17 protein-coding genes and 1 tRNA gene are annotated in these 15,315 nt (G+C 42.8%); 9 read left to right on the forward strand and 9 right to left on the reverse strand.

Translation table 11 applies throughout. From position 1 onward, the window contains the following. The gene (locus ACZ41C_RS06575; RefSeq protein WP_138256774.1) at positions 1 to 708 is read right to left on the reverse strand and encodes an SDR family oxidoreductase; all 708 of its coding nucleotides are present in this window, start codon (positions 706 to 708) and stop codon (positions 1 to 3) included. A gap of 110 nt (positions 709 to 818) precedes the next feature. Here ACZ41C_RS06575 and ACZ41C_RS06580 point away from each other — a divergent pair, with 110 nt between their 5' ends. Further along, positions 819 to 2,138, forward strand: a complete 1,320-nt coding sequence (locus ACZ41C_RS06580) for a sugar porter family MFS transporter (RefSeq protein WP_464565001.1) — start codon at positions 819 to 821, stop codon at positions 2,136 to 2,138. Positions 2,139 to 2,179: 41 nt separating this feature from the next. After that, positions 2,180 to 3,115 (forward strand): ion channel, encoded by a 936-nt coding sequence (locus tag ACZ41C_RS06585; protein WP_464565002.1) that lies wholly within the window; start codon positions 2,180 to 2,182, stop codon positions 3,113 to 3,115. Positions 3,116 to 3,157: 42 nt separating this feature from the next. Here the strand turns inward: ACZ41C_RS06585 and ACZ41C_RS06590 are convergent. Then, positions 3,158 to 3,234: transfer RNA gene (locus tag ACZ41C_RS06590), tRNA-Ala, on the reverse strand. Positions 3,235 to 3,283: 49 nt separating this feature from the next. Then, a complete protein-coding gene (locus tag ACZ41C_RS06595) occupies positions 3,284 to 4,081 on the reverse strand; it encodes a universal stress protein (protein WP_138256771.1) in 798 nt (265 codons plus the stop codon). A gap of 51 nt (positions 4,082 to 4,132) precedes the next feature. Between ACZ41C_RS06595 and ACZ41C_RS06600 the strand changes: the two genes are divergently transcribed. The 3 genes from ACZ41C_RS06600 to ACZ41C_RS06610 are packed head-to-tail and all read left to right on the forward strand — an operon-like array spanning position 4,133 to position 6,765. Beyond that, positions 4,133 to 4,633: a GNAT family N-acetyltransferase gene (locus tag ACZ41C_RS06600; RefSeq protein ID WP_138257326.1), complete on the forward strand. Its 501-nt coding sequence runs from the start codon at positions 4,133 to 4,135 to the stop codon at positions 4,631 to 4,633. Positions 4,634 to 4,640: 7 nt separating this feature from the next. Continuing rightward, positions 4,641 to 5,975 (forward strand): MATE family efflux transporter, encoded by a 1,335-nt coding sequence (locus tag ACZ41C_RS06605; protein ID WP_464565003.1) that lies wholly within the window; start codon positions 4,641 to 4,643, stop codon positions 5,973 to 5,975. Between the two features lie 22 nt (positions 5,976 to 5,997). Then, entirely contained in the window at positions 5,998 to 6,765 is a 768-nt protein-coding gene (locus ACZ41C_RS06610) for an enoyl-CoA hydratase/isomerase family protein (RefSeq protein WP_464565004.1), read from the forward strand. Between the two features lie 344 nt (positions 6,766 to 7,109). Here ACZ41C_RS06610 and ACZ41C_RS06615 read toward each other — a convergent pair whose 3' ends face one another. Continuing rightward, positions 7,110 to 7,757, reverse strand: a complete 648-nt coding sequence (locus ACZ41C_RS06615; RefSeq protein ID WP_464565005.1) for a 2OG-Fe(II) oxygenase — start codon at positions 7,755 to 7,757, stop codon at positions 7,110 to 7,112. An 87-nt stretch (positions 7,758 to 7,844) separates the two neighbouring features. Between ACZ41C_RS06615 and ACZ41C_RS06620 the strand changes: the two genes are divergently transcribed. The 3 genes from ACZ41C_RS06620 to ACZ41C_RS06630 all read left to right on the forward strand — a co-directional run bounded on the left by ACZ41C_RS06620 (position 7,845) and on the right by ACZ41C_RS06630 (position 9,547). Next, positions 7,845 to 8,294, forward strand: a complete 450-nt coding sequence (locus ACZ41C_RS06620) for a 6-pyruvoyl trahydropterin synthase family protein (RefSeq protein WP_464565006.1) — start codon at positions 7,845 to 7,847, stop codon at positions 8,292 to 8,294. A gap of 38 nt (positions 8,295 to 8,332) precedes the next feature. Further along, a complete protein-coding gene (locus ACZ41C_RS06625) occupies positions 8,333 to 9,085 on the forward strand; it encodes a UDP-2,3-diacylglucosamine diphosphatase (protein WP_464565718.1) in 753 nt (250 codons plus the stop codon). Between the two features lie 69 nt (positions 9,086 to 9,154). Then, positions 9,155 to 9,547, forward strand: coding sequence for a hypothetical protein (locus ACZ41C_RS06630; protein WP_464565007.1), 393 nt, complete (start codon positions 9,155 to 9,157; stop codon positions 9,545 to 9,547). 12 nt (positions 9,548 to 9,559) lie between these two features. Here the strand turns inward: ACZ41C_RS06630 and ACZ41C_RS06635 are convergent, their stop codons facing one another. Genes ACZ41C_RS06635 through ACZ41C_RS06650 form a run of 4 tightly spaced genes read right to left on the reverse strand, consistent with a single transcriptional unit; the run spans position 9,560 to position 13,401 of the window. After that, complete coding sequence (locus tag ACZ41C_RS06635; protein ID WP_464565008.1) at positions 9,560 to 10,828, reverse strand: MFS transporter; 1,269 nt, start codon at positions 10,826 to 10,828, stop codon at positions 9,560 to 9,562. 7 nt (positions 10,829 to 10,835) lie between these two features. After that, entirely contained in the window at positions 10,836 to 12,524 is a 1,689-nt protein-coding gene (gene recJ / locus ACZ41C_RS06640; RefSeq protein WP_464565009.1) for a single-stranded-DNA-specific exonuclease RecJ, read from the reverse strand. Between the two features lie 35 nt (positions 12,525 to 12,559). Beyond that, entirely contained in the window at positions 12,560 to 12,931 is a 372-nt protein-coding gene (locus ACZ41C_RS06645) for a four helix bundle protein (protein ID WP_138256763.1), read from the reverse strand. A 41-nt stretch (positions 12,932 to 12,972) separates the two neighbouring features. Continuing rightward, the gene (locus tag ACZ41C_RS06650; protein WP_464565010.1) at positions 12,973 to 13,401 is read right to left on the reverse strand and encodes an OsmC family protein; all 429 of its coding nucleotides are present in this window, start codon (positions 13,399 to 13,401) and stop codon (positions 12,973 to 12,975) included. 58 nt (positions 13,402 to 13,459) lie between these two features. Between ACZ41C_RS06650 and ACZ41C_RS06655 the strand changes: the two genes are divergently transcribed. Next, entirely contained in the window at positions 13,460 to 14,062 is a 603-nt protein-coding gene (locus tag ACZ41C_RS06655; protein ID WP_464565012.1) for a carboxymuconolactone decarboxylase family protein, read from the forward strand. 95 nt (positions 14,063 to 14,157) lie between these two features. Here ACZ41C_RS06655 and ACZ41C_RS06660 read toward each other — a convergent pair whose 3' ends face one another. Then, on the reverse strand, positions 14,158 to 15,285 hold the full coding sequence (locus ACZ41C_RS06660; protein ID WP_464565014.1) for a DUF819 family protein: 1,128 nt from the start codon (positions 15,283 to 15,285) through the stop codon (positions 14,158 to 14,160). Between the last annotated feature and the right edge of the window lie 30 nt (positions 15,286 to 15,315).

Raw genomic sequence — 15,315 nt, forward strand, 5'->3', positions numbered from 1 at the left:
TTACTTTTTATCGGGCCGTGTAGGTCTTACCTCTATTTTGCTAGGCAATGTTCTTGGATGCATTTTCAAAAGGTCCAGAACCAATTGGCCTATATCCTCCGGTTGAATTTTCCAGGCATCGGAATCATCGGGAACATTATTATTAAAATGAGTTGCCACGGAGCCCGGCATAATAGTAGTTACTTTTATATCGTACTTTCGTAAATCCAGCATGGCAGCCTGGGTAAACCCGACTACACCAAATTTGGAAGCATTGTACCCAGCACCATTGGCAAAAAAATTGGTTCCCGCCAAACTGGCCAAGGTCATGTAGTATCCCTTTGACCTTTTCAATGCGTCAACGGAAGCTTTTAATGTATGAAAGACCCCATTCAAATTAGTGTCGATCATTTGGTGCCATTGTTCATCTGTCATTTCATCGATTGCGGCAAAATTTCCCACACCGGCATTTGCAAGTACAATATCTAGCTGTCCCCATTTTTCAAGGATGCCGTTAACGGCTTTTTGCTCATCGGCTATTTTGCATACATCAGAAACAATACCCAAAACCTTATCGCTCTTTAAGCTCTTTAGGCCCTGGTCCACACTGGCCTCCGATCTGCCACTAATGGCTACCCGCATACCGACATCCAACAACGTTTGGGCAACCCCCAAACCTATTCCCTTTGTACCTCCCGTAATATACGCTACTTTGTCCTTCAAATTCATAATAAAAAATTATTACAAAGCTATCAATCAATTTGGGTTAAAGTAGCGGATATAGGTAAACATTTAACGATTTCGATTTATTATATTTAACGGTTTCAAAAAATTAATAGATGAACAAAATTGTACGTTGGTCAATTACCGCTGCGTTAGCGGGCTTTTTATTCGGGTTTGATACCGTAGTTATTTCAGGGGCCGATAAAAAATTACAGGCACTTTGGGATAGTTCCGATTCATTTCATGGATGGGTAGTAATTTCCAGTGCTCTTTGGGGTACTGTATTGGGTGCCATCTTCGCAGGTATTCCTACGGATAAATGGGGTAGAAAAAATACCCTTATTGCCATTGGATTATTATACAGTATTTCTGCCATTGGATCGGCCTTGGCCAATGACCCGATAACCTTTGCCTTCTTTAGGTTCATTGGTGGCGTGGGTGTGGGTATATCCACGATTGCCGCTCCCGCCTATATTTCGGAAATCTCTCCTGCGGATAAAAGGGGAAAACTTGTAGGCTTTTATCAGTTCAGTCTAGTATTTGGAATTCTGATCGCGTTTTTGTCGAACTTCCTTTTAAGTGGAATTGGAGATAATGATTGGCGATGGATGGTGGGCGTAGAGGCATTTCCAGCCATCATATATACATTATTTATCTTATCTGTGCCCAAAAGCCCACGGTGGTTATTGATCAACGGAAAACCCGAAGAGGCGGGCAAAATACTTCAGTTAATCAATCCAAATAGAAACGTGGACGAAATGATCCAAGAAATTCAAAAAAATAATGCAATGCCAGAAAGTCATGAACACATATTCATGAAAAAGTATCGGTTCCCCTTGATCCTAGCTTTCCTAATCGCTTTTTTTAATCAGACTTCGGGAATCAACGCGTTCCTATATTACGCACCCAGGATTTTTGAAGAGGCCGGACTTGGGGAGAGCACGGCACTTTTGAGTAGTGTGGGCATTGGGGTGACCAATATGATTTTCACGTTGATAGGCATCAACTTGATCGACCGTTTGGGAAGAAGGCAATTAATGTATATAGGTTCTATTGGTTATATAATATCCCTCTCGTTAGTAGCCTGTGCTTTCTTCCTAGGGTGGGATGGAATGGCGGTTCCTATCTTCCTGTTCATTTTTATTGCAGCGCATGCCATTGGTCAAGGAACCATTATTTGGGTATTTATTTCTGAGATATTCCCCAATCACCTACGGGGGAGTGGTCAATCTTTTGGCTCATCAGTTCATTGGGTCATGGCAGCGGCTATCCCCGCCGCAGTGCCGTTTCTTTTTTCCAGTATCGGAGCGGGAATGGTATTTGCTTTCTTTGCTTTTATGATGGTTTTACAGCTTTTATTCGTAAAATTCATGATGCCCGAAACAAAAGGGATAACCTTGGAAGAATTGAGCAATATTCTTATAGGTAAAAAATAAGAAGCGCTAAAAAAATACCAAGAAGGAAAAATCAAGGAAGTTTGAAACTATATAATAAGGAAAAATACAACGATCTTGGTCTGGATACCAAAGTTCCTTCAAGTGGTTACAGAGCCCTTAATAAGGATGGTACGTTTAACGTTCATAAAGAAAATGTTTCCTTTTTTGAGGGAATGAATATTTTTCATTCCCTGGTTTCCATGTCATGGCTTCAATTTTTATTGGTTCTTGCCCTAGGATATTTTACGATTAATCTGGTTTTTGCATCCCTTTATTTATTAATTGGAACGGAGCACTTGACCGGAATATATGGCACGACCAAATTGGATCAATTCATTGAAGCTTTCTTTTTTAGTGCCCAGACCATTACCACCTTGGGATATGGCCAAATAGCACCTTTAAACCTAGCCGCTAACATTGTCGCCGCTTCAGAATCGCTTTTGGGCCTGTTGCTGTTTGCCTTGGCCACCGGACTTATGTATGGAAGGTTTTCAAAACCCGTAGCCAGCATTAAATACAGTTCCATTGCCGTAATTGCTCCATATAAAGAGATAAATGGCTTTATGTTCCGGGTAGTGAATCCCAAAAAGAACCAATTATTGGAGGTAGAAGTGAACGTAAACCTTTCCTTAAAAAGAGCGAATTCAGATTTACGCGATTTCTACTCCTTGGAACTGGAGCGTTCCAAGGTAGTCTTCTTTCCCACCATGTGGACCATTGTGCACCCTGTTTCCAGTGAAAGTCCAATTTATGGATTCAATCAACAAAATCTTATTGAAAAGGAAGCCGAGTTCATTGTTGTCATAAAAGCATTTGACGATTCATTTTCACAATCCGTCTATTCTCGATCATCCTACAAGGCCAATGAAATAAAATGGGGAGCCAAGTTCACATATCTTGCCAAGAGGAATGATACAGGCCTATCTATTGATGTGGGAAGAATTGATGACACCTTTGAAATAGACCTGAACCAATAATCAGACTCCTAAAAACAAAAAAGCCACACTTTCGTGTGGCTCTGGTGGAGAATACCGGATTCGAACCGGTGGCCTCTTGCCTGCCAGGCAAGCGCTCTAGCCAACTGAGCTAATCCCCCATTTTGCGTGGCAAAGGAAATACTTTTTCAGAACGTATCAAAATCCATCCTAATCTTTCTTTGTACTCAATATCAATACAGGGATGGGGACTGAGAACTCAGATTTTAAAATAGTACTCTTCTCCCAAAGCTTTTTAAAGAAGCCCCGCTTTCTTCTAAAGACACACAATAGTTCCGGGTGTTTGGATTGAAAATGCTCCAATACGCCCAAATAGGTAGTCGCATTTTCAGTGATTGTCAACTGGGAGCTTATGTCCATCAAGGCCGTATTTATCTTTAAATCTTCATCTGAATATCCCGGGGTCTTCACCAATAATAAATTAACCTTGGATCGATGCTTTTCAGAAATGGTAATCAAGGGGTTTAAGATTCTTTTCCTTTTTAGGATACCAGATCTAAAGGCGACCAATATATTATGAAATGGCTTGTACTGGGTTCCTTTGGGTACGACCAAGGTTGGGATATTTGTCTGTTTTACGATTTTACCAGATGTTGGACCCAAATAGACTTCCTCCCGTATGTCATTGCTTCTAGGAGCTAGAATGATCAAATCTATACCAAGTTCCTTATCGATTTCCACAAGTCCATCTACCAATTCCCCATTATAAGAAGCAATTTTTATATCGATTTGTTTTGCATCGATCTGTGCGATTACTCCCTTTAAACGCTCCTTTCCACTTTCGGCAACTTTTTCCGAAACATTGGCCAAGGTTCCTGTTTTGGAAGTAACGTTAAAGACTTCCATTACATAAACCTGGGCACCAAAATCGGTTGCAAAGTCTACGGCATATTGTAAGGTTTCGCTGGCATCGGGAGATGTGCCAATGGGAACAAGGATATTCTTCATGGTGGTTTTGTTGTTAAATCCTCTAAATTTACAATTTTAATACATCGGATGGTGATTCAGCCTGCAAAGATATCGGAAATTCCAGAAATTCTATCCATGACAAGGGCCTGTAGAGTGCACATGGAATCCAAGAATATTTTTCAATGGACGACAGAATATCCATCCGAGGAAAAATTCCTTTCAGATATAGAAAGGCAGGAATTATATGTCCTGAAGAAAGAGGAACATATTATTGGGTGTATTGTCATCTCTACGCTCATGGACGAAGAATATAGGGAGGTCGCCTGGTTATCGCCCAATTCCAAAAACCTGTACGTTCATAGATTGGCGGTACATCCAGAGCATCAGGGAAAGGGTTATGCCCAACAACTGATGGACTTTGCAGAGAACTATGCCCGGGAAAACGATTTTAAATCTATCCGGTTGGACACTTTTAGTCGGAACAAAAGGAATCAGCGATTTTATGAGGCAAGGGGTTATAAAAAATTGGAGGATATTTACTTTCCAGAACAGAGTACCTACCCCTTTCATTGTTATGAACTTGTAGTGTAAAGCCATTTTGAAATCCACTGTCACCTTAAAAAGAATCAATAGCCTGGCCATACCGGCCACGGTTGCCGGAATTGCAGAACCCCTACTTTCCATTACCGATACGGCGATTGTGGGTAATATTCCCATAGACGGGCTGGAATCACTTGCGGCGGCCGGAATCGTAGGATCCTTTTTATCCATGCTTATTTGGGTGTTGGGTCAGACCCGAAGTGCCATTTCGGCCATCATCTCCCAATACCTGGGAGCGGGAAAACTCGAAGAGGTAAAGACCTTGCCCGCACAGGCCATTTACTTAAATATAGCCCTGAGTGTGCTCATTTTGTTGTCCACCGTATTTGTAATCCGTGAGATTTTTGAGCTATTGAACGCCTCCGGTAAAATTCTGGAATATTGCATCAGTTACTACTCCATTCGGGTTTGGGGCTTTCCCCTTACCCTTTTCGTATTTGCCGTCATGGGTATTTTTAGAGGGCTGCAAAATACCTATTGGCCCATGGTCATCGCGATTATGGGAGCGGTACTCAACGTGATACTGGATTTTCTTTTGGTCTATGGGGTAGATGGAATTATTGCCCCCATGTATTTGGACGGAGCGGCATGGGCGAGCCTTATCGCACAATCCGTTATGGCCATTATGGCACTATGGCTCCTATGGAAAAAGACCGAAATAAGTCTCGTACTGAAATTTCCGATACATCCAGAATTGGGACGCTTGGTGATAATGAGCCTAAACCTTTTTGTAAGGGCCCTGGCATTGAACACCGCCCTTATTCTGGCGGTACGAGAGGCGACCGCCTTGGGCGATAAATTCATAGGCGCACATACCATTGCCATCAATCTTTGGCTTTTTTCGGCATTTTTTATCGACGGATATGGAGCCGCCGGAAACATTATGGGAGGAAGGCTTTTGGGGGAAAAGAACTATGCCGACTTATGGCTTTTGGCAAAGAAAATTGTGAAATATGGAATCTATGTAAGCTTGGTCCTTATGGCGGTATCCTTTCTGTTTTATAAACCAATAGGCCGACTCTTCTCCAACGAGGAGCTGGTGTTGAACGCTTTTTATGGTGTATTTTACATTATCATAATAGGCTTACCGATAAATACCATCGCCTTTGTTCTTGATGGCGTGTTTAAAGGGTTGGGCGAAATGAAATACCTGCGCAATACCCTGCTCATCGCAACCTTTTTAGGATTTATACCCGTGCTTTTCTTAGGGAGGTATTTAGGTTGGGGACTTACGGGCATTTGGGTAGCGTTTACGCTGTGGATGCTGATACGGGGTGGGGCCTTGGTCCTTAAATTCCGAAGAAAGTTTCGACCCCTGTTACAAAACCATTAATTTTGATGAAAACCTTTTTGTTATGGGAACCGATAGGGAAAACGGCAGTCTTTACACCAGTATGAACGGCAATGTGGCGACCATAGAGTTTGGGCATCCCGCCAGTAATTCCTTCGTGGCGGTTCTATTGGACCGGCTGGCCAAGGAATTTGACAAACTATCCGAAAACAAGGATGTACATGTGATCATTTTAAAGTCCGAAGGGGAAAAGGCCTTCTGTGCCGGGGCCTCCTTTAACGAATTGATGGCCGTATCCAACTTGGAAGAAGGCAAGGAGTTTTTCAGTGGGTTTGCCCATGTCATCAACGCCATGCGAACCTGTAAAAAAGTGATCGTAGGCCGCTTACAGGGAAAAACCGTGGGCGGGGGCGTTGGATTGGCCGCCGCCTGTGATTATGTATTTGCACATGAAAATGCCGCCATAAAACTATCGGAATTGAGTATTGGAATCGCGCCCTTGGTCATTGAACCGGCCGTGGAACGTAAAATAGGAACGGGCGGACTATCAGAGTTGTCACTGGCACCAACCGAGTGGAAATCGGCCTACTGGGCCCAGGAAAAGGGACTGTTTTCCAGGGTATTCGATTCCTTTTCAGAGATGGACAAGGAACTCGACTTTTTCACCCAAAAATTGGCCTCCTACAATCCAGATGGACTAACGGAATGGAAAAAGGTCTTGTGGAAGGGGACCGATCATTGGGGCCAATTATTGATTGAGCGTGCTGCCATTACAGGTACCTTGGTACTTTCAGATTTTACCCGAAATGCGCTTTCAAAATTCAAACAATAGGCAATATGACAAAGTTTATACCGTTGTTGTACGTAACAATTTAACTCCATGGAAATTCTGCAGTTTTTGAACGGGGATCTCATTTTTCCCATACTTGCCCTCTTTGTCGTAGTTGTGTATTTTGTGAACAGAATACGTACAAGGCGTAAGTTCAAACGCTAGCCCTAGCCATTCCTCAACTTCCAAAATTCAGAGGAAATTCCAAATTAACAGGGATTAGATCCGCGGTTTTAACCAGACACTGGACATAATCAAGTTTGAACTTGTGCTTGATATTTGAGCTTGAACTTGTATTTGTACTTGATATTTGAGTTTGTATTTGAATTTGAAACTTGAACTTGATCTTATGAACGTGTCTTCAACCAGCCCGTGATACTCAATCGTTGGCGGTTGGCCGGTTTTACCTCGTGTTCAATTTTTTGGCTTTCAAATATGACCGTCCTACCGGGCATTGGAAAAACCCGCTTGGCATATTCCTTTCCATTTTCATCGTTTAGGTAAAGTAACAACTCTCCCCCGTGTTCAGGTAACCAATCGTTCTCGTTCAAATAACACACGACGGAAAGTCTGCGCCCGTCATCATTTTGAAAGGTATCCAAATGCCGTTTGTAAAACTTGCCTTCTGGATATACCGCATAATGAAATTCCTTTTTTAAGATACCCAGAAAACAGGTCTTGTTGAGATAATCGGAAAGTTCGTTGATCCGATTAAAAAATGACGATTGGATAGTATTTAGTTTGGCCTCGTCCATCCAGAGAATGAAGTCGCCCCGTATTTCCGCTTTAATGATTTCATTGGTACGGTTCCCAATGGCCGCTTTTTTAAAATAGTCCTCTTCATATTTGTGGAGCAGGTCGGCACGTAGTCCGTTGATGGTTTCCTCGGGAAAAAATGTATCCAGGATACTGTAACCGTCCCTGAGGATATCCTCGATCAATCGCTCAAAAAGCGGATTCTCCTCAAAGTCAAGTTGTTCTACCAATCCGGCCATTTCGATTTTTTTAAAAAGCCGACAAATGTAATTCTAAATCAGATCGGTTTTACAAATTGAATACCTTTGTACAATCAATGAATTCTTATGGGAACTATTAGGATTACCAAACAGTTCAATTTTGAGACCGGCCATGCGCTGTATGGCTACGACGGCAAATGCCGAAACGTACATGGGCATAGCTATAAACTTTCGGTTACAGTAATTGGAAAACCCATTACGGATACCTCCCATGTGAAACTGGGAATGGTCATTGATTTTGGCGACTTGAAAAAAATTGTCAAAGAGGAAATCGTGGACAAATTTGACCATGCCACGGTATTCAACAAAAATACGCCCCATGTGGATCTTGCCAAAGAACTTACGGAAAGAGGTCATAACGTGATTTTGGCTGATTACCAGCCTACCAGTGAAAATATGGTCATAGACTTTGCAAAAAAAATTAAGGCCAGACTTCCCAAAAACATCGAACTATTCTCTTTGAAACTTCAGGAAACGGAAACCTCCTTTGCAGAATGGCACGCTAGTGACAATTAAGGCGCAAACATTTCCTATCTTTATCCATCATGACCACTATACATCTTCCCATTGGCAAAAAGGTATACTTTGCGAGCGATAATCATTTGGGTGCCCCCAATACCGAAACGAGCTTTCCAAGGGAGCAAAAATTCGTGAAATGGCTGGATGGGATTAAGACCGATGCCGGTGCCATTTTTCTTTTGGGCGACCTCTTTGATTTTTGGTTCGAGTATAAAACGGTTGTGCCAAAAGGTTTTACCAGAACTTTAGGGAAACTTGCAGAACTATCGGATGCTGGAATTCCCATTTATTATTTTGTGGGCAATCATGACCTTTGGATGAACGGCTATTTTGAGGAAGAACTGAATATTCCAGTGTATCATGCACCCAAACAATACCAGATAAACAAGGTTTCATTTTTTATAGGACATGGTGATGGCCTAGGCCCTCATGACAAAGGATACAAACGAATGAAAAAGGTGTTTACCAATCCAGTGGCCAAATGGTTCTTTAGGTGGCTACATCCAGATTTGGGGGTAAAGGTAGCCCAGTACTTCTCGGTAAAAAACAAATTGATTTCCGGCGATGATGATGCCAAATTCTTAGGGGAGGACAAGGAATGGTTGGTACAGTATGCCAAACGTAAACTGGAGAATCAGCACTACGATCACTTTATATTCGGACATCGACATCTACCCTTGGAAATCGACCTCAACGAAAAATCAAGGTATACCAATATTGGGGATTGGGTAACCTATTTTACCTATGCCGTTTTTGATGGGAAGCATCTTACCTTAGAAAAACATTAAAGTTTACTCCATTTCATTGGCAGAACGCAACCTTTTCTCAATTTAGTATCCTAATCCAAAAAAGGCTCGATGCTCAGAACACTGAATTTTCTCCTGGTATTTTCGGTTTTTATTGTTGGATTAACAGGTTGCGACAAAAATGAGGACCCACCCATATATGAACCTTATTCCCTCAACGGAAAATGGCATTTGGACAGCTATGGTGGGGGATTTACTGGTCAATTCACAAATTACAAAAGTGATATTATCATTTGGACTTTTGACACAATAAACAACCAAGTTCATATAAAGAACAAAAGAGATTATTTTGGGCCTGTGCAAGGCTTATATCCTTATCAAATTAAAAAATTGGGTGAGGATGAAATTCTCTATCTCAATGATTCCTTACAAGGGGCATTTTATATCAACGAGAACGAATTGATATTTAACCCTACTGGTCTTGTAGCTACATTTAAAAGATGATAGGTTGCATGATCATTCCTTTTCATGGTCCTCGATATCCTTGGAAAGATCCAATCTTCTAAAGGATGGCCATGCCAGCGCTGTTAACCCAACGGTTAGAATAGTCATACTTCCACCAAAAATAACGGCCGTAACCGTTCCCATAAGTTTGGCGGTAACCCCACTTTCAAAAGCGCCCAATTCGTTGGAAGAGCCCACGAACATGGAGTTTACCGATGCAACCCTACCCCGCATATTGTCCGGTGTCTTTAATTGTAGGATGGTCTGACGAATGATCATGGACACTCCGTCAACGGCACCGCTCACAAATAGTGCTATTACCGATAGCCAAAAATACGTGGACATCCCAAAAACGATGATACAGACCCCAAACCCAAAAACGGCCCAAAGGAGTTTTTTTCCCGCGTTTTTATGCAAAGGAAAGCGAGTAGACCCCAACATGGTAATGGATGCACCTACGGCTGGGGCGGCCCTTAGAATCCCAAAACCTTCAGAACCTACATGTAAAATATCCTGGGCAAAAACAGGTAAAAGGGCAACGGCGCCTCCAAAGAGTACCGCGATCATATCCAAGGTGAGGGCGCCTAAAATGGCCTTGGTATTGAATACAAACTTTAAACCCTCCTTTAAGCTTTGAAAGACCGGTTCCCCAATTTTGGGGTTCATGATCGGTTTTCGTGGTATTTGGAACAAGGTAATCAATGCCAATACCGAAAATCCAAAAATGACGCACATGGACCAATGTACCCCAATAAAACTAATGGAAAATCCTGCCAATGCAGGACCTAAAACCGAAGCCAATTGCCAGGTAGAGCTGCTCCACGTGGCCGCATTCGGATAAATTTTCTTCGGCACGATAAGCGCAATCAAGGAAAAAATCGTGGGACCCAAAAAGGCACGCACCAGACCGCCCAAAAAAACAAGGGCGTAGATTCCATACAAAATGGTCTTTGTTTGCCAAGTGTCTTCCAAACCGGGCCAACTCAACAAAAATAGACCGAAACTAATCACCGAAAAGCCCAAAATACATTTCACCAAAAGGTTCCGCTTTTCCTTTTGGTCCACGATATGGCCTGCAAAAAGTGCCATCCCCACGGCCGGGATTACCTCCATCAAACCAATGATGCCTAAGGACAACGGGTCCTTTGTCAAGGTATACACTTGCCATTCGATTACAATGAACTGCATGGACCAAGCAAAGACCATGGCAAAGCGCACCAATAAAAAAATATTGAATTCCCTAAACCGCAAGGCTGCATACGGGTCAATCTTTTTGGTCATGCATTCGCTATTTTATATCCCTGATTTTTAGCTGAAGACTGATGTTCCCCTGCCACTCATTTTCGTCGATGGAGAATACGGCATCAAAGGGTTTCCTACTGGTAACCCTGGCAAGTTTATTCCCAAGATTGAACCCAATGCCGTCAATCCTGTGGCTATCCTCCTGTGTAACGGATACCTTTAAATGGGCATCTTCCTGCCCTACAGTTCTGGCATAGCCCGTATCCACTAGATTTTGGGCCATAAAGACAGGAGCCATATTTGCCGGTCCAAAAGGTGCGAACTGGCGGATAATCCGTAATAATTTTGGGGTAATGTCCTTAAGTTCGATTATGGAGTCGACCAGGATTTCAGGAGATAAGAGGGCAGGATCTATGGTTTCCTTGACCACCTTTTCAAACTGCTCCTTGAATGCCTGATACTGTTCCTCCAATAAGGTGAGTCCGGCGGCATATTTATGGCCACCGAATTGCTCGATACAATCCGAACAACGTTCCAAGGCATTATACACATCGAAACCTTTAACCGATCGGGCGGAGGCGGCCAATTTATCCCCGCTTTTGGTAAAGACAAGCGTTGGTCTATAATAGGTTTCCGTCAATCTGGAGGCCACGATACCAATAACACCTTTATGCCAATGCTCTTGAAATACCACCGATGTGAATCGGTCTTCCTCCTTGTTGTTCTGAATCTGCAGAAGGGCTTCTTGGGTAATTTCCTGGTCCAATCCTTTTCTATCGGAATTATATTTCTCTATTTCCGATGCAAACCTCATAGCCTTGGAAATATCCGTTTCGGTGAGTAGGTTTACGGCATGTTGGCCGTGCTCCATTCTACCGGCGGCATTGATACGGGGCGCGATGATAAACACAACATCGGTAATGGTCAGGGTCGATTTTTTAAGTTGTTGTATGATGGCCTTGAACCCGGCCCTTGGATTCTGGTTGATAACCTGTAGGCCATAAAACGCCAAGATTCGGTTCTCTCCGGTTATCGGAACAATATCGGCCCCAATGGCAGTTGCCACTAAATCAAGGTAGTACAACAAATCATCTATAGTTTCACCTCGTAGAGAACCTAAAGCCTGAACCAGCTTAAACCCCACACCACAACCGCAGAGTTCATCATAGGGATAGTTGCAATCCTCCCGTTTGGGGTCCAAGACGGCAACGGCAGCGGGCAAAACAGAATCCGGACGGTGGTGGTCGCAAATGATAAAATCGATTCCTTTTTTGGAAGCATATTCAACCTTCTCAATAGCCTTGATACCACAATCCAAGGCGATGATGAGGCTAAACCCATTGTCCTCGGCAAAGTCGATGCCCTTATAGGAAACCCCGTAACCCTCATCGTATCTATCGGGAATATAGGTGGCCACATTGGGGTAATACGAAAGTAAATAGGAAGATACTAGGGCTACGGCCGTGGTTCCATCTACATCGTAATCGCCATAAACCAGGATATTTTCATTTTCGGCTATGGCCTTTTCTATCCGGGCTACCGCCAAATCCATGTCCTTCATCAAAAAAGGATTGTGCAATTCCTCCAATTGTGGCCGAAAGAATTTTTTAGCCTCCTCAAAAGTTGAAATACCCCGCTGAAGCAATAAATGGGCCACGATTTTTTCCACACCCAAGGCATTGGCCAATCGCTCAATCTCAACTTGTTCCGGTCTAGGTTTTATCGTCCAGCGCATTTTCTAAAGCTCAAGTTCAAACTCAAATATCAAGTTCAAAGGGTATCTTGTCCTTGTTTTTTGTTCTTGATAATAGTAGCAATAATTCTTACAAGTTGTTCTACTTCGTTCAACAATTTATTTCGCATTGAGCTGTCCCCATAGTTCACCCGGTCCAAAATTTTTAAATTTACCCTGGATTCTTTTAATTCTTTTAGAGTAATCGAGACCTTGTTGATATAATCTTTATCTGAGTTTGCGCCCTGTGCTTCGCCAAAATTCAATGCAGAACTACCACCAGATCTCAACAGTTGGTTACCATAATAATGACCTGTCATATCTGAGGGCATATCTCTGCAGAAGAAAACGATATCCGCTGCAAAATTTACAAGTCTTTCTTCTAAATCAAATTTCCTCTCGGGATTCATCGCTATTCCTTTGAACTTGAACTTGACGTTTGAATTTGAATTTAACTATTGTGAAATATAGTTTTAATATCCAACTCGGCAAACCTTCTAAACATCTCCATTACCCCGCAATATTTCTCTACCGATAGATCTACGGCGCGTTGTAGTTTTTTTTCTTCAAGGTTAGGGCCGTGAAAATGGTATTCAATAATGACCTTGTCATAGTATTTAGGGTGCTCGTCCGTAAGGTTGGCGATGGTTTCGATATGAAAATCGGTCACTTCCAATTTCATTTTTTTGATAAGCGCGGCAACATCCAAGCCCGAACATCCTGCCAATCCGGATAGCATCAACGCTTTGGGTCTTACCCCACTCCCATCGCCACCGTCTTCCTTGGCGATATCTATGCGTATCGTTTGCCCCGATGGATTATTGCTCTCAAAGGCCATGTTTCCCAACCATTTGGTGGTAATGTGATTTGTTGTACCCATAATTTTTTGTTTCTTGTGGACTACAAAAATACCATAATTAACCTCCAAAAAATAGCCTATGGCACTTGTAAATCCTTTGGACCCCAGCCACGACCCCGAAACAAAAAAATTAGCCGAATTTTTCAACGAGACTTTGGGCTTTTGCCCTAATTCCGTTTTGACCATGCAGCACCGTCCTGCCATTTCAAAAGCCTTCATAAACCTAAATAAAGCGGTGATGGCGAATGAAGGTAGGGTCACTTCCGCACTTAAGAGGATGATTGCCTGGGTCAGTAGTAATGCCACGGGCTGTCGCTACTGTCAGGCACATGCCATTCGAGCAGCAGAGCGATATGGGGCGGAACATGAACAATTGGAAAATATATGGGAATACAGAACCCACCCTGCCTTCTCCGATGCGGAACGGGCCGCTCTGGATTTTTCACTGCAAGCCTCCCAAGTACCCAACGCCGTGGATGCCGAAATAAAAGAACGACTTTATAAATACTGGAACGAAGGTGAAATTGTGGAAATGTTGGGAGTGATTTCCCTGTTTGGCTACCTCAACCGCTGGAACGACTCCATGGGAACCTCCATTGAGGATGGAGCGGTACAAAGTGCCGACCAATACTTGGGAAAACACGGTTGGGAGAAAGGGAAGCATGATGGCTCTCTGTATTAGTTAAAAGTTGATGGTTCATGGTTGTTGGTAAAAAAGTGATTTTTCTGTCACTTCGAGCGCAGTCGAGAAGTAATTTGTTTTTGAAACCTGCTCATTTACACCACAAAACTCCTAAATAACCAAATCGTCAACATCCCCCAAAAGGTACCCGTGGCCATACTCAAGATGGCCAAGACAATGGCATGGGGCATCCACTTGAGATTGTAAGCCGCAGTAACCGCCGGAGCCGTGGCAATACCGCCCACATTAGCCATACTGGCAATAGGTACCCAAGCCATATTCACGTTCAATGCTTTGGCGACCAAGACCATAAAAATAAAATGGCCCAAAAGCCAAACACATAAGAATCCGAAAAAAGGAAGGTTAAAACCTAGTGTGGCAATCTGTAATTTTAATCCCAAAACCGCCATCACCACGATAATTAAAATACCCCCTGACTTTAGGGCGAATCCAAAGTTCCATTTCGACAAAAAGTTACTCAAAGCCAACCCCAAAAACGAAAGTAGCACCACTTTTACAATGAAGCTGTCAATAAGGTAATTGCTTACAACCACTATGATAAGTAGCACCAAGGCACATAACCATGGGTTCCATTTGCTTCCCTTTTCCAAACGGATATCCTCAGGAATGGCAACATCCGATACCCGAAACCACTTATTTAATATTTCGCTCTTTTTGATGGTCTGGAACATCAAAATCGTCCAGACATTCACCAAAATATTGTCCATCACCAAAACCGTCAAAAAGATATTCTCCGGGCATTCCACCAACTCCTTTAATACGAGCTGACTCGTACTTCCCCCGATCCAACTGCCCACAATGGGCGGAATGCCCATCCAATAGTTTTCCGTTACCAAGGTCTTTGAAATCAACTCGGACTCTGAAAAAAGTAGCATAAGGACTATCGGGAAAACCGCTATAAAAAAAGAGCCGGCCACAAAAACAAGTATCGGCTTATAGCCTATGGACTTCAACTGACCCAAGGACAAACTGCTCATAACAGCTATGATGGCCAAGGGAATAAAATAATCCCGACTGAAATTATGGATTTCGGCTTGGGAATAGTCTACGTTAAAGGCATACGAAATAATGGCAGGGATAATGTAAGCAAGCAAAATGGCAGGAATCCAATCGAACAGTGACTTAATGTGCCTATTTTCCCATCGGTCCAAATAATAGACAGCGATTACCGTAAATCCGGAAATGATCCATGGTGCCCACATGGGTACAATTTAAGCTAAATTTTAATTGTG

Source organism: Maribacter sp. C-4077, from assembly GCF_055378385.1.